The sequence below is a fragment of the Streptococcus sp. HMSC10A01 genome (assembly GCF_001807785.1).
In the GTDB taxonomy this organism is placed as follows: Bacteria; Bacillota; Bacilli; order Lactobacillales; family Streptococcaceae; genus Streptococcus; species Streptococcus gordonii.
Genome location: NZ_KV790967.1, coordinates 15,458 through 31,190 on the forward strand (window position 1 = coordinate 15,458; position 15,733 = coordinate 31,190).

The 15,733-nt window shown below is 42.4% G+C and carries 12 protein-coding genes; all 12 read left to right on the forward strand.

The features are described from left to right. The first annotated feature begins 62 nt into the window (after window positions 1-62). The 12 genes from pbp1b (at window position 63) to HMPREF3108_RS03520 (ending at window position 15,699) form a co-directional block, all read left to right on the forward strand. Complete coding sequence (gene pbp1b / locus HMPREF3108_RS03465; RefSeq protein WP_045634167.1) at window positions 63-2,612, forward strand: penicillin-binding protein PBP1B; 2,550 nt, start codon at window positions 63-65, stop codon at window positions 2,610-2,612. Between the two features lie 422 nt (window positions 2,613-3,034). Further along, complete coding sequence (gene rpoB, locus HMPREF3108_RS03470; RefSeq protein WP_045634166.1) at window positions 3,035-6,601, forward strand: DNA-directed RNA polymerase subunit beta; 3,567 nt, start codon at window positions 3,035-3,037, stop codon at window positions 6,599-6,601. A gap of 40 nt (window positions 6,602-6,641) precedes the next feature. Continuing rightward, window positions 6,642-10,289: a DNA-directed RNA polymerase subunit beta' gene (gene rpoC, locus HMPREF3108_RS03475; protein WP_048777268.1), complete on the forward strand. Its 3,648-nt coding sequence runs from the start codon at window positions 6,642-6,644 to the stop codon at window positions 10,287-10,289. A 250-nt stretch (window positions 10,290-10,539) separates the two neighbouring features. Next, window positions 10,540-10,908 (forward strand): DUF1033 family protein, encoded by a 369-nt coding sequence (locus HMPREF3108_RS03480; RefSeq protein ID WP_048777267.1) that lies wholly within the window; start codon window positions 10,540-10,542, stop codon window positions 10,906-10,908. A gap of 101 nt (window positions 10,909-11,009) precedes the next feature. Further along, a complete protein-coding gene (gene comGA, locus HMPREF3108_RS03485) occupies window positions 11,010-11,948 on the forward strand; it encodes a competence type IV pilus ATPase ComGA (protein WP_070493299.1) in 939 nt (312 codons plus the stop codon). After that, the gene (gene comGB / locus HMPREF3108_RS03490) at window positions 11,881-12,915 is read left to right on the forward strand and encodes a competence type IV pilus assembly protein ComGB (RefSeq protein ID WP_070493303.1); all 1,035 of its coding nucleotides are present in this window, start codon (window positions 11,881-11,883) and stop codon (window positions 12,913-12,915) included. The genes comGA and comGB overlap by 68 nt, the downstream gene beginning before the upstream one ends. Beyond that, window positions 12,912-13,229, forward strand: coding sequence for a competence type IV pilus major pilin ComGC (gene comGC, locus HMPREF3108_RS03495; protein ID WP_070493306.1), 318 nt, complete (start codon window positions 12,912-12,914; stop codon window positions 13,227-13,229). Before comGB ends, comGC begins: the two co-directional genes overlap by 4 nt. Next, window positions 13,189-13,617 carry a competence type IV pilus minor pilin ComGD gene (gene comGD / locus HMPREF3108_RS03500; RefSeq protein ID WP_070493308.1) on the forward strand — a complete coding sequence of 143 codons (429 nt, stop codon included), beginning with the start codon at window positions 13,189-13,191 and terminating at the stop codon, window positions 13,615-13,617. Before comGC ends, comGD begins: the two co-directional genes overlap by 41 nt. After that, entirely contained in the window at window positions 13,589-13,882 is a 294-nt protein-coding gene (comGE, locus tag HMPREF3108_RS03505; RefSeq protein ID WP_061597051.1) for a competence type IV pilus minor pilin ComGE, read from the forward strand. Before comGD ends, comGE begins: the two co-directional genes overlap by 29 nt. Further along, a complete protein-coding gene (comGF, locus tag HMPREF3108_RS03510) occupies window positions 13,866-14,303 on the forward strand; it encodes a competence type IV pilus minor pilin ComGF (protein ID WP_061603431.1) in 438 nt (145 codons plus the stop codon). The genes comGE and comGF overlap by 17 nt, the downstream gene beginning before the upstream one ends. Next, window positions 14,284-14,715, forward strand: a complete 432-nt coding sequence (gene comGG / locus HMPREF3108_RS03515) for a competence type IV pilus minor pilin ComGG (protein WP_070493311.1) — start codon at window positions 14,284-14,286, stop codon at window positions 14,713-14,715. The genes comGF and comGG overlap by 20 nt, the downstream gene beginning before the upstream one ends. A 30-nt stretch (window positions 14,716-14,745) precedes the next feature. Then, the gene (locus tag HMPREF3108_RS03520) at window positions 14,746-15,699 is read left to right on the forward strand and encodes a class I SAM-dependent methyltransferase (protein WP_061603430.1); all 954 of its coding nucleotides are present in this window, start codon (window positions 14,746-14,748) and stop codon (window positions 15,697-15,699) included. Window positions 15,700-15,733 lie beyond the last annotated feature (34 nt).

Genomic DNA, 15,733 nt, shown 5'->3' on the forward strand with positions numbered 1-15,733 from the left:
ATCGCGCTGTTCTTGTCATATGGACGAAGATTTTGATATAATAGGCAATACGAGGATATAATATGTTGGAACAAAAAGTAAAAAAGTTTCTTGAAATTTTAAAACCATTTATTAAAAAAATTCAGATCCTATGGAAAAAAGTAGCTGAAAAATCCCGCCTTTTCTTTGGGAAAATCGGGAAGTGGCTGGAGTCAAAGCTGCAAACTGACGGAGAGCCTTGGTCTCCTATGGATATTGGGGCTACTGTCTTGCGAACAATCAAACTTCTTTCGAATACCCTGTTCGTCCTTTTGTTTCTGGGATTTTTATTTGGTGCAGGGATTGCGACTGGCTATGCCTTAAATTTATTTAATAATGTAGCAGTACCCGAAAAAGATACTTTGATCCAGAAAGTTCAAGATATATCAGCTATTTCAGAATTAACGTATGCTGATGGTAGCCTGATTTCGACAATAGATAGTGACCTGATAAGGGTTACGGTGGATAGCTCGGCGATTTCTGAAAATGTTAAGAAGGCTGTAATTGCAACAGAAGATGAGAACTTCATGAGCCATAAGGGAGTCGTTCCTAAGGCTGTTTTACGGGCCACTCTGGGGTCAGTAGTTGGAATTGGTTCTGCTAGTGGTGGTTCCACTATTACGCAGCAGGTTATCAAACAGCAAGTTGTTGGAGATGCTCCTACCTTTAATCGTAAAGCAACAGAAATCATTGACTCCTTAGCATTAGAGCGCTATATGAGTAAGGATGAAATACTGACAACCTATCTCAATGTATCACCTTTTGGTAGAAATAATAAAGGCCAAAATATAGCTGGTGTTGAAGAGGCTGCTAAGGGAATTTTTGGTGTTAGCGCAAGTAAATTAACAGTTCCTCAAGCAGCTTTTATTGCGGGATTGCCTCAAAGTCCAATTGTATACTCTCCCTACACGGCAAAGGGGACTTTGAAAGATTCAAAGGACATGGCCTATGGTTTGGAGAGGGCTAAGGACGTTCTTTATAATATGTACCGGACAGGTGCTTTAAGCCAAGATGAGTACAATCTTTATAAAGATTATGATTTGACCAAAGATTTTTTACCTGCTGGAAATGTTGAAACGGCATCACGTGGCTATCTATATTATCAAGCCAAGTCTGAAGCTGAGGATGCCATGTATCAGTATCTCATCAAGAGAGATAATGTTTCCCAGCAAGATCTGAAAAATACAGCCACTGTTAAGGCTTATAAGGAATTAGCAGCAAAAGAACTAAGTGAAGGTGGCTATACCGTTAAAACCACAATTAATAAGGCAGTTCATAACGCCATGCAAAATGCCGTTGCTGCATATGGTGGAATCCTAGATGATGGAACTGGACAGGTTCAAGTTGGGAATGTTCTTTTAAATAACCAGACCGGTGCTATCCTAGGGTTTATCGGTGGGAGGAATTATGCCGAGAATCAAAATAATCACGCTTTTGATACGGAGCGTTCACCTGGTTCGACCATCAAGCCGATTTTAGCCTACGGGATTGCAATTGACCAGGGGCTGATGGGAAGTGCAAGTGTCCTATCTAATTATCCGACAACCTTCTCAAGCGGAGACCCTATCATGCATGCGGACAGTCGAGGGACGGGTATGATGGATTTGCAAGAAGCCCTGAATACTTCTTGGAATATTCCTGCCTACTGGACCTATAAGCTCCTGCGTGAGAAAGGAGTCAATGTCAAAGGCTACATGGATAAAATGGGCTATTCAATTCCTGACTATACAATTGAGAGTCTGCCATTGGGAGGAGGGATTGAAGTCTCTGTTGCCCAGCATACCAATGGTTTCCAGGCGCTAGCTAATAATGGGACTTATCAGAAGCGCTATATGATTGAAAAGATCAGTGATAGATCAGGTAAAGTTATTTATGAACATAAGGCTAGTCCAGTCCAGGTCTATACACCAGCGACAGCGACTATTATGCAAAGCTTAATGCGAGGAGTCTTGGAATCTGGGTCTACAACGACTTTTAAATCACGACTAGCGCAAGTAAATGGTGGTTTGTTGAGTGCTGACTGGATTGGGAAAACAGGAACTACCAATGTCAATGGTGATATGTGGCTGATGCTTTCAACGCCAAAGGTAACTTTGGGAGGTTGGATAGGACACGATGACAATACTTCGATGGGGGCTCTAACTGGCTATAATAATAACGCAAGCTACATGGCTAATCTTGTAAATGCCATCTATCAAGCAGATCCAAACGTCTTTGGTATTAGTGATCGTTTTAACCTAGATTCTAGTGTTATCAGTTCAGAAGTTTTAAAAGCTACTGGAACAAAACCTGGTCGTACGACCGTTAATGGCCGTGATATTTCGTTGGGTGGTCAAACAGTCACTAGCTACTGGGCTAAGAATGGAGCGCCAGCTCTATCTTATCGCTTTGCTATCGGTGGTACAGATAGTGATTTACAGCAGGCCTGGGCGGCACTTGCTGGCAACCAAACTTCCGACCGTAGGGTTAGAGAAGACAAAGAAAAAGAGAGCGAGACAAGAAACGAAAAAGAGGAAAAAGAAACGAGCAGTTCGAGTAAAAAACAAGAAGATTCCTCTACAGATAAAAATTCTAGTCAAAGCCAGACAAATTAAAATAAAAAGGCTTTCATAATGCCGATAATCTTGCATTTTCAGGCAAAATAAGGTACAATATCATTAATAATTTGTCGTCTGCTTTTTTGAAATATTGTCCAAAAGAGCTTACAGCAGTTAAATCAAACTTTCATAAGTCAGATTTAGCTGCTCTTTTTGTGTCTATTTTTAGGAAAAATGAATCATGTAATCATAATTTAATTTTTCTGAAAATTAAACAAGAGGGACTGATTGTAGCTGTTTTGCAGTTTGACAAAACAGAATAGAGGAATTGCCTCTGAAAAGATTTAATTGAACTCGCCCTAAAAGAGCTGGTAAGAAGTTCCTGGTTAGAAAAGATTCATTTCTTTATCAATTCAAAATCTGGAATTTCTTTAAGCTTTGTTGATGGGCTATGTATCTTACTATAAAGGAGTAAAAACTTGGCAGGACATGACGTTCAATACGGGAAACATCGTACCCGTCGTAGTTTTTCAAGAATTAAGGAAGTTCTTGATTTACCTAACTTAATTGAGATTCAAACAGATTCTTTTAAAGACTTCTTGGATCATGGTTTGAAGGAAGTTTTTGAAGATGTACTTCCAATTTCAAACTTTACCGACACTATGGAGCTGGAATTTGTTGGTTATGAAATTAGGGAACCAAAATATACGCTGGAAGAAGCACGGATTCATGATGCTAGCTACTCAGCGCCAATTTTTGTGACTTTCCGTCTGATTAACAAGGAAACTGGTGAAATCAAGACACAAGAAGTCTTCTTTGGTGATTTCCCTATTATGACTGAAATGGGAACCTTCATCATCAATGGTGGTGAGCGGATTATCGTATCTCAGTTGGTACGTTCTCCAGGTGTTTACTTCAACGATAAAGTCGATAAAAACGGGAAAATCGGCTATGGATCAACTGTTATTCCTAACCGTGGAGCATGGTTGGAGCTAGAAACAGATTCAAAAGACATTGCCTATACTCGTATTGACCGGACGCGTAAAATTCCATTTACGACTTTGGTTCGTGCGCTTGGTTTCTCAGGTGATGATGAAATCTTTGACATTTTTGGTGATAGCGACTTAGTGCGCAATACTATCGAAAAAGATATTCACAAAAATCCTATGGATTCCCGTACAGATGAAGCTCTGAAAGAAATCTATGAGCGTCTCCGTCCAGGTGAACCTAAAACTGCTGAGAGTTCTCGTTCACTTCTTGTAGCTCGCTTCTTTGATCCACATCGTTATGACTTGGCAGCTGTTGGACGTTACAAGATTAATAAGAAGCTCAACATCAAGACTCGTTTGCTGAACCAAACAATTGCTGAGCCTCTTGTGGATGCTGAAACAGGTGAAATCCTTGTTGAAGCGGGAACTCTTATGACTCGCAGTGTGATTGACAGTATTGCAGAGCAGTTGGACAATGGTTTGAACAAAATCACATATATTCCAAATGATTCAGCTGTTTTGACAGAGCCTGTAGAGCTTCAAAAGTTCAAAGTTGTGGCACCAAATGACCCAGACCGTGTTGTGACCATTATTGGGAACGCGAATCCATCTGACAAGGTTCGGACTGTAACCCCTGCTGACATTTTGGCTGAGATGAGCTACTTCCTCAACTTGGCAGAAGGTATCGGTCGTGTGGACGATATTGACCATTTGGGGAACCGTCGTATTCGTGCGGTTGGTGAGCTTTTGGCTAACCAAGTTCGTCTGGGACTTTCTCGAATGGAGCGTAACGTTCGTGAACGGATGTCTGTTCAGGATAATGAAGTTCTCACACCGCAACAAATCATTAATATTCGTCCAGTAACTGCGGCAATTAAAGAATTCTTTGGTTCTTCACAGTTGTCACAGTTCATGGACCAACACAATCCGCTGTCTGAGCTTTCTCACAAGCGTCGTCTGTCTGCCTTAGGACCTGGTGGTTTGACACGTGACCGCGCTGGTTATGAAGTGCGGGACGTGCACTATACTCACTATGGTCGTATGTGTCCGATTGAAACACCTGAAGGACCAAACATCGGTTTGATCAATAACTTGTCTTCTTATGGACACCTTAACAAATATGGATTTATTCAAACGCCATACCGCAAGGTAGATCGTGAAGCTGGTGTCGTAACCAACGAAATCGTTTGGTTGACAGCTGATGAAGAAGATGAGTTTATCGTAGCTCAGGCAAACTCTAAGCTTAATGAAGAAGGTGGTTTTGCAGAGCCTATCGTTATGGGACGCCACCAAGGTAACAACCAAGAATTCCCATCAGATCAAGTAGATTACATGGATGTATCGCCTAAGCAGGTAGTTGCCGTAGCGACAGCATGTATTCCTTTCTTGGAAAATGACGACTCCAACCGTGCCCTCATGGGTGCTAACATGCAACGTCAGGCCGTGCCTTTGATTGATCCAAAAGCGCCTTATGTTGGTACTGGTATGGAATACCAAGCGGCTCACGATTCTGGTGCTGCAGTCATTGCCCAGCATGATGGTAAGGTCACTTATGCAGATGCCGATAAGGTTGAAGTTCGTCGTGAAGATGGATCACTTGATGTTTATCATATTCAAAAATTCCGTCGTTCTAACTCAGGAACTGCATACAACCAACGTACCCTTGTTAAAGTTGGCGATGTCGTAGAAAAAGGTGACTTTATCGCCGACGGACCTTCTATGGAAAATGGAGAAATGGCCTTGGGACAAAACCCAATCGTTGCCTACATGACATGGGAAGGTTACAACTTCGAGGATGCGGTTATCATGAGCGAGCGTCTGGTGAAAGACGATGTCTACACCTCAGTTCACTTGGAAGAATACGAATCAGAAACACGTGATACAAAGCTTGGGCCTGAAGAAATTACCCGCGAAATTCCAAACGTAGGGGAAGATGCCCTACGCAATTTGGATGAAATGGGTATTATCCGTATCGGAGCGGAAGTTAAAGAAGGCGACATCCTAGTCGGAAAAGTAACTCCGAAGGGTGAAAAAGACCTTTCTGCTGAAGAGCGCCTCTTGCACGCTATCTTTGGAGACAAGTCTCGTGAAGTTCGTGATACTTCGCTTCGTGTACCTCACGGTGCTGACGGTGTCGTTCGTGATGTGAAGATCTTTACCCGTGCAAATGGTGATGAGCTACAATCTGGTGTTAATATGCTGGTTCGTGTCTACATCGCTCAAAAACGTAAGATCAAGGTCGGAGATAAGATGGCCGGTCGTCACGGAAACAAAGGGGTTGTATCCCGTATCGTTCCTGTGGAAGACATGCCATACTTGCCAGATGGAACACCAGTAGATATCATGTTGAACCCACTCGGGGTACCATCTCGTATGAACATTGGTCAGGTTATGGAGCTCCACCTTGGTATGGCGGCACGTAATTTGGGTATTCACATTGCAACTCCAGTCTTTGACGGAGCTAGCTCAGATGATCTTTGGGATACTGTTCGTGAAGCTGGTATGGATAGTGATGCTAAGACCGTTCTTTATGATGGTCGTACAGGTGAGCCATTTGACAACCGTGTATCTGTCGGTGTCATGTACATGATCAAGCTCCACCACATGGTAGATGACAAACTCCACGCCCGCTCAGTAGGACCTTACTCAATGGTTACCCAACAACCACTCGGAGGTAAAGCTCAGTTTGGTGGACAACGTTTTGGTGAGATGGAAGTTTGGGCCTTGGAAGCTTACGGTGCTTCGAACGTTCTGCAAGAAATCCTGACTTACAAGTCAGATGATGTCAACGGCCGTTTGAAAGCTTATGAAGCTATCACTAAAGGTAAACCAATTCCAAAACCAGGTGTGCCAGAATCCTTCCGTGTCCTTGTTAAAGAATTGCAATCTCTTGGTCTGGACATGCGCGTTCTCGACGAAGATGATAATGAAGTAGAACTGCGCGACCTAGACGAAGGAGAAGACGATGACGTGATTCACGTTGACGATCTTGAAAAAGCGCGCGAAAAAGCAGCTCAAGAAGCGAAAGCAGCCTTTGAAGCTGAAGGAAAAGAATAAGAATTCACACTGACTAGAAAATGAAGAAAGGTAAGAAATAGTGGTTGATGTAAATCGTTTTAAAAGTATGCAAATCACCCTAGCTTCTCCGAACAAGGTCCGTTCATGGTCTTATGGGGAAGTGAAGAAACCTGAAACAATCAATTACCGCACACTTAAACCAGAACGCGAAGGCCTCTTTGATGAAGTTATTTTTGGTCCAACCAAAGATTGGGAATGTGCTTGTGGTAAGTACAAACGGATTCGTTACAAGGGAATTATTTGTGACCGCTGTGGTGTTGAAGTAACCCGTGCTAAAGTTCGTCGTGAACGTATGGGCCACATCGAATTGAAGGCACCTGTTTCACATATTTGGTACTTTAAAGGAATTCCAAGCCGCATGGGACTCACTTTGGATATGAGTCCTCGTGCTTTGGAAGAAGTCATTTATTTTGCGGCTTATGTGGTCATTGATCCTAAGGATACACCGCTAGAGCACAAGTCAATTATGACTGAACGTGAGTACCGTGAACGTTTGCGCGAGTATGGTGCAGGCTCATTTGTAGCTAAGATGGGAGCGGAAGCTATTCAAGATCTCTTGAAACAAGTAGACTTGGAAGCTGAAATTACTGTTCTCAAAGAAGAATTAAAAACCGCGACTGGACAAAAACGTGTTAAGGCTGTCCGTCGTTTGGATGTCTTAGATGCCTTCTATAAGTCTGGTAATAAACCAGAATGGATGGTTCTCAATATTCTGCCGGTTATTCCGCCAGATTTGCGTCCGATGGTTCAACTGGATGGTGGTCGTTTTGCGGCTTCTGACCTTAATGATCTTTACCGTCGTGTTATTAACCGGAACAATCGTTTGGCGCGCTTGCTTGAGTTGAATGCACCTGGTATCATCGTTCAAAATGAGAAGCGGATGCTTCAAGAAGCGGTAGATGCTTTGATTGATAATGGTCGTCGTGGTCGTCCGATCACAGGACCAGGTAGCCGTCCGCTTAAATCATTAAGCCACATGCTTAAAGGGAAGCAAGGACGCTTCCGTCAAAACTTGCTCGGTAAACGGGTTGACTTCTCAGGACGTTCTGTTATCGCCGTTGGACCAACTCTAAAGATGTACCAATGTGGTGTGCCACGTGAAATGGCGATTGAGCTCTTTAAACCATTTGTGATGCGTGAAATCGTTGCGCGTGATATCGTGCAAAACGTAAAAGCTGCAAAACGCTTGGTGGAACGTGGAGATGAGCGTATCTGGGATATCCTGGAAGAAGTAATCAAGGAACACCCAGTGCTCTTGAACCGCGCACCGACCCTTCACCGTTTGGGAATCCAGGCCTTCGAGCCAGTTCTAATTGACGGTAAAGCTTTGCGTCTGCATCCATTGGTCTGTGAAGCCTACAATGCCGACTTTGACGGTGACCAAATGGCTATCCACGTACCGCTTTCAGAAGAAGCGCAAGCAGAAGCTCGTATCCTCATGCTAGCTGCTGAACATATCTTGAACCCTAAAGATGGTAAACCAGTTGTAACGCCATCTCAGGATATGGTTTTGGGGAACTACTACTTGACCATGGAAGAAGCTGGCCGCGAAGGCGAAGGTATGGTCTTCAAAGATATGGATGAAGCTGTCATGGCTCTTCGTAATGGTTATGTTCACTTGCATACTCGTGTAGGTATTACAACCGATAGCCTGGCGAAACCGTGGACCGAGTCACAAAGACATAAAATTTTGATGACGACAGTTGGTAAAATTCTCTTTAACGCGATTATGCCGGAAGAATTGCCATATCTGCAAGAGCCAACCAATGCTAACTTGACTGAAGGTGTTCCAGATAAGTATTTCTTAGAATCAGGAAAAGATATCAAAGAAGCCATCCAAGCTCTTGAATTGAATGTACCATTTAAGAAGAAAAATCTTGGGAATATTATCGCTGAAATCTTCAAACGCTTCCGTACAACAGAAACATCTGCCCTGCTTGACCGCTTGAAGAACTTGGGTTACCACCATTCTACTCTGGCTGGTTTGACAGTGGGTATTGCTGATATTCCAGTTGTTGAAGACAAGGCTGAGATTATTGAAGAATCACACAAACGTGTAGAACAAATCACTAAACAATTCCGCCGTGGTATGATCACAGACGACGAACGCTACAATGCTGTCACTGCTGAATGGCGTGCTGCCCGTGAAAAACTTGAAAAACGTTTGGTTGCCAACCAAGATCCGAAGAACCCTATCGTTATGATGATGGACTCTGGAGCGCGTGGTAACATCTCAAACTTCTCACAGCTTGCCGGTATGCGTGGTTTGATGGCTGCGCCAAACGGACGTATCATGGAATTGCCAATCTTGTCTAACTTCCGTGAAGGTTTGTCAGTACTCGAAATGTTCTTCTCAACTCACGGAGCTCGTAAAGGTATGACGGATACGGCCCTTAAGACAGCCGACTCTGGTTACCTGACACGTCGTTTGGTTGACGTTGCTCAAGACGTTATCATCCGTGAAGACGACTGTGGAACAGATCGTGGACTCCTTATCACTTCTATCACAGATGGTAAGGAAATGATCGAACCCCTTGAAGAACGTTTGGTTGGTCGTTATACTAAGAAATCTATTAAACATCCTGAGACAGGAGAAGTCCTAGTTCCTGCTGATGTTCTTGTAACTGAGGATATGGCACGTCAAGTGGTTAATGCTGGTGTGACGGAAGTCACAATCCGCAGCGTTCTAACATGTAACACTCGTCACGGTGTCTGCCGTCACTGTTATGGTATTAACTTGGCGACTGGTGATGCGGTTGAAGTGGGTGAAGCAGTCGGAACAATCGCTGCTCAATCTATCGGGGAACCTGGTACTCAGTTGACCATGCGTACCTTCCACACGGGTGGTGTTGCTTCAAGCTCAGATATCACGCAAGGTCTTCCTCGTGTCCAAGAAATCTTTGAAGCCCGAAATCCGAAAGGGGAAGCGGTCATCACTGAAGTCAAGGGTGAGGTTACAGCTATCGAAGAAGATGCATCTACTCGTACCAAGAAGGTCTTTGTTAAAGGTCAAACTGGTGAAGGTGAGTATGTGGTGCCATTTACAGCTCGTATGAAAGTTGAAGTGGGTGACCAAGTGTCTCGTGGTGCGGCTTTGACCGAAGGTTCTATCCAACCTAAGCACTTGCTGGCTGTTCGTGATGTCTTGTCCGTTGAAACTTACCTGCTTGCTGAGGTGCAGAAAGTTTACCGTAGCCAAGGGGTAGAAATCGGAGACAAACACATCGAAGTAATGGTTCGTCAAATGATTCGCAAGGTTCGTGTCATGGATCCAGGTGATACAGATCTTCTCATGGGAACTCTTATGGATATTACAGACTTTACAGATGCTAACCGTGATGTAGTTATCTCAGGTGGTGTACCTGCGACAGCTCGTCCAGTCCTCATGGGAATCACCAAAGCTTCCCTTGAGACAAACAGCTTCCTGTCTGCAGCTTCCTTCCAGGAAACAACTCGTGTCCTGACTGATGCGGCTATCCGTGGTAAGAAAGATCATCTGCTTGGTCTTAAGGAAAATGTTATCATCGGTAAGATTATCCCTGCTGGTACTGGTATGGCCCGCTACCGTAACCTTGAGCCACAAGCTATCAATGAAGTAGAAATTATTGATGAAGTTGTGGTGACTCCAGAAGATGTAGAGTCTACTGAAACACTAGTAACAGAATAAGATGAAAGAAACTCGTTTTAAAAACGGGTTTCTTTTTTATCGGAGATAAGCTTGGTTGAACCCTAAAAATATCAGGAATAGGTATTTGTAAGATGAGAGAAAATGCTCCATTTTAGTTGGATTACTTGACAATAGAGTATAAAATAAAGCATCTCCATTGATTTTGTCTAAAATATAGAACTAACCATGAGCAAATTAGTTTCATTATCAAAGGATTTTGTATATAATATACGGTACAAAGGAAGAAAATATGTACCGAGTAGTAGAAATGTATGGGGACTTTGAACCCTGGTGGTTTTTAGATGGTTGGGAAAATGATATTATTCAAGAACAGCGGTTTGAAAAGTACTATGATGCTTTGAAATTCTATAAAATTCAATGGCTAAAATTAGAAACAGAATTTAAAGAATATAAGAGTCGCAGTGATTTGATGACTGTCTTTTGGAATGAAAACGATCAGAGATGGTGTGAAGAATGCGACGACTACGTTCAGCAATATAGGTCAATTATCTTGTTGGAAGATGAAAAGGTTATTCCAAAAAGCAAATACCGTCCGGGTTATGCCAAACAAAATGGGCTTGAGAAGCATCGATCATGCCGAATAAAAGAAAGAAAATAAAAAACCGATAAATTTAATCGGTTTTTTTGTTGTGTTTACGAATAAATAGTTGAAGAAAGGCTTGAAAAACTTTTCGATAAAATTTATTTGAGGGAGGTCTTATGGTTCAAGAAATTGCCCAGGCGATTGTCCGGCAAGCTAAGGAAGAGTCTGCTCAGGATATTTATTTTGTACCCAAGGATGATTGCTATGAACTTTATATGCGGATTGGTGATGAACGACGCTTCATACAGACTTATGATTTTGACCAATTAGCTGCTGTGATTAGTCATTTTAAATTTCTAGCAGGGATGAATGTAGGCGAAAAACGTCGCAGTCAGCTGGGGTCCTGTGATTATCGTTATGATGATAAGGAAACGTCAATTCGTCTGTCGACAGTAGGCGATTATCGTGGTTATGAAAGTTTGGTCATTCGACTTTTGCACGATGAAGAGACAGAATTGAAGTTTTGGTTTACTCATTTTCCTGAGCTGAGAGAGAAGTTTAAGGATCGAGGACTGTATCTTTTTTCGGGACCAGTAGGGAGTGGCAAAACCACTCTCATGCATCAATTAGCTCAGCTAAAATTTAAGGGTCAGCAAGTTATGTCCATTGAGGATCCTGTTGAAATCAAGCAAGAGGATATGCTTCAGCTACAGCTGAATGAAACGATTGGTTTGACCTATGAAAGTCTGATTAAGCTTTCCCTGCGTCACCGTCCGGACTTGCTGATTATTGGAGAAATTCGAGATAGTGAAACTGCTAGAGCTGTGGTTCGAGCTAGCTTGACGGGAGCTACAGTTTTTTCAACGATTCACGCTAAGAGCATTCCTGGAGTTTACGAGCGTTTGTTGGAGCTGGGTGTCAGCGAAGAGGAACTAAAAATTGTTTTACAGGGTATATGCTATCAGCGCTTGATTGGGGGAGGAGGTGTGATAGACTTTGCCAACGACGACTACCAAGAACACGAGCCGACCATCTGGAATCAGCAGATTGATCAACTTCTTGCAGCAGGACATATCCATCCTGAGCAAGCAGAAGCAGAAAAAATTAGGAACTAGCAAGCAAAAGCAGGTCATTGAACTGTTTAATAATTTATTCTCTAGTGGTTTTCATTTGGCTGAGACTGTGGATTTTTTAGGACGAAGCGCTCTTTTGGAGCAAAACTATGTTCAGCAAATGCGTCATGGCCTAGCTAATGGGCAAGCATTTTCAGAGATTATGGCTAGTCTAGGTTTTTCTGATGCGGTAGTAACCCAGCTGTCATTGGCTGAGTTACATGGGAATTTATCGCTTGCCTTGCTAAAAATAGAGGAATATCTGGATAATCTTGCGAAGGTAAAAAAGAAGTTAATTGAAGTAGCGACCTATCCCATGATGCTTCTTGGCTTTTTGGTATTGATTATGATGGGCTTGAGAAATTATTTATTACCCCAACTCAGCAGTCAAAATTTTGCAACTCAACTCATTGGTCATTTGCCGACTATTTTTCTACTATCTGCCTTAATGTTACTTGGATTAACAGGAGCGATTTATCTGATTTTCAAAGGCCAGAAACGGATCCCTGTATACTCTTTCTTAGCTCGCCTGCCTTTTGTTGGATCCTTTGTAAAGATTTACCTAACCGCCTATTATGCGCGTGAATGGGGCAATATGATTGGGCAAGGCTTGGAGCTCAGTCAGATTTTTCAGATTATGCAAGAGCAACGCTCGGTTTTATTTCAGGAAATTGGTCAAGATTTAGGTCAAGCTTTACAAAACGGTCAAGAATTTTCAGATAAAATTGCTTCTTACCCTTTTTTCAAAAAGGAATTGTCTCTAATCATCGAATACGGGGAAGTCAAATCTAAGCTGGGAAGCGAACTAGAAATCTATGCCCTTAAGACTTGGGAAGAATTTTTTGGTAGGGTCAATCGGACCATGAATCTGATTCAGCCCCTAGTCTTTGTCTTTGTAGCTTTGATGATTGTCTTACTGTATGCGGCAATGCTATTGCCCCTTTATCAAAATATGGAGGTTCATCTATGAACAAATTAAAAAATTTACGCGTAAAAGCCTTTACTTTGGTGGAAATGTTAGTCGTCCTTCTGATCATCAGTGTCCTTATGCTCTTATTCGTCCCTAATCTAACCAAGCAAAAAGAGGCTGTTTCGGATACTGGAAATGCTGCGGTGGTCAAGGTGGTTGAAAGCCAGGCTGAGCTCTATGAACTCAAAAATACAGGAGATCAAGCAACCCTCAGCAAATTAGTCGCAGCTGGGAACATCAGTCAAAAGCAAGCAGACTCTTACAAGGCTTATTATGGTAAGAAAAATAGTGAGACTCAGGCAGTTGCCAATTAAGGCCTTTACCGTTTTGGAAAGCCTCTTGGTCTTGATGATTAGCAGTTTTATCTTGCTGGCTCTATCAAGCTCAGTTCAAGCTACTTTTGAGCAGATTCAGGCAAAGATCTTCTTTTTAGAATTTGAGCATTTTTATCAGGAAAGTCAGAAGCTTAGCGTATCTTCTCAGAGAAAGCTGGTGCTAGAAATATCTAGTCAAGAGATTTCAAACGGTTATGCTCGTCTTCCAATTCCCAAAGGAATCCAAGCACCTGAATCTACACAGATCTATTTTGATAAGGCTGGTGGTAATTCTTCACTTAGTAAAGTTCAGTTTCAAACCAAGGAAGGACTGGTGACCTATCAACTCTATATTGGAAATGGTAAATTTAAGAAAACGACAAATTAAAGGGACCATCTTACTGGAAGCCTTACTAGCTTTGGGAGTTTTTGCTGTAATTGCAAGTTTGCTACTAGGTCAAATCACGCAATCACGCAAAGAAGCAGCTGTCATTTTACAAAAAGAAGAGGTCCTGCGGGTGGCCCAAATGGCCCTCCAAACAGGGCAGGACCATCTTTCCTTAAATGGCATTGAAATTCGGATTCAGAGAACAAAGGATCAGATTCGAGTATTCCATCAGGGGGAGGAATTGATTGATGTTGAAAAAAGGTAAAGTAGCAGCCTTCACCCTGCTGGAAGCCTTAGTGGCCCTCTTGGTCATCAGTGGTGGCCTCTTGGTTTTCCAGGCAATGACCAAGCTTCTAGCCAGTGAGATTCAGTATCAAGAGCAAACTAAGGCCAAGGAGTGGCTCTTGTTTGCGGACCAGTTAGATGCAGAATTATCCCGGAGCCATTTTGAAAAAGTCGAGCAAAATAAGCTTTATGTCAAACAAGATGGCAAGTCGATTGCATTTGGTAAGTCTAGAAGCGATGATTTTAGAAAAACAGATGGGAATGGCCGTGGTTATCAGCCCATGATTTATGGACTAGAAGCTGCTCAAATAAATAAAGAAGGTCAGATAGTTCATTTGCTTCTGCAGTTTAGAGATGGCCTAGAAAGAGAGTACATCTATCGTGTTGAAGAAGAACATTAGGGCTGGAGTCATGCTTTATGTCCTGCTTATGGCTGCCGTTTTTAGTCTGCTGTTGCAGTTTTATCTCAATCGTCAGACGGCCCATCAGCGTAATCTTTTAGCCCAGCAAGAAAGACAGGAAGCTTACGCTATAGCCTTGCTGACAAAAGACCAGAAGCTAGCTGATAGTGGACAATTTTCTTTTAATAAAGGCCAAAGTCAATACCAGAAAGAAAAGGACCAGTTGGTTGTCAATGTAGTGATCTCTGATCGGACTTACGATTTTACCTTTGCTATCAAGGAGCCATCAGTCAGGTTAGATAAGGATCAGGATAAAGATAAAAAGTCTGAACTGGGAAAAGAAGAAAAGAAAGAAGCAGAGCCTGCCCGTAAAAAAGAAGAAGCCAAAGACGATAATGGCAAAAAAGATTAAATTTTGATAAGATAAGGAGCGGAGGAAACTATGAATTTTGAAAAAATCGAAGAAGCCTATACGCTCCTTTTAGAAAATGTCCAAGTCATTCAAAACAAGCTTTCAACTAATTTTTATGATGCCTTAATCGAGCAAAACGGTATCTATTTGGATGGACAAACGGACTTAGAAATCGTTAAAAAGAATCATCAGACCTTGAAGAGCTTAAAGCTAAGCAGAGAAGAATGGCGGAGAGCCTATCAGTTCATTCTGATGAAGGCTTCTCAGACAGAGCCTTTACAAGCCAATCATCAGTTTACACCAGATGCCATTGGTTTTCTGCTGATTTTCATCATTGACCAGCTGATGGTAGCATCAGATATTACTCTTCTTGAGATGGGGAGCGGAACCGGAAATCTTGCAGAGACAATCCTGAACAATAGTCGGAAAGAGATTGATTATCTAGGATTAGAGATTGATGATTTACTGATTGACCTATCTGCCAGTATTGCAGAAGTGATGGGATCAAAAGCCCATTTTGCCCAGGGAGATGCTGTGCGCCCTCAAGTTCTAAAAGAGAGCGACTTGATTATTAGTGATCTGCCTGTCGGTTACTATCCGGATGATCAGATTGCCAGTCGCTACCAGGTAGCCAGTCAGACGGAGCACACCTATGCTCATCATCTATTGATGGAGCAGGCTTTAAAGTATTTGAAGGCCGATGGCTATGCTATCTTCTTAGCCCCTAATCACCTCTTAACCAGCCCGCAGAGCGACTTACTTAAATCCTGGCTCAAAGACAATGCCAGCTTGGTTGCGATGATTGCTTTGCCAGAAAAACTCTTTGCATCAGCCTCTCAGGCTAAGACGGTTTTTGTTTTACAAAAACAAAAAAATATAAAAGCAGAACCTTTTGCCTATGCATTGACAGATCTACAAAATCATGATGAAATTACTCGCTTTCGCGAAAGTTTTCAAAAATGGCGCAAAGTTAGTGAAAACTGATCAAAATTCTGGTATAATGAGAACTGAAAACGCT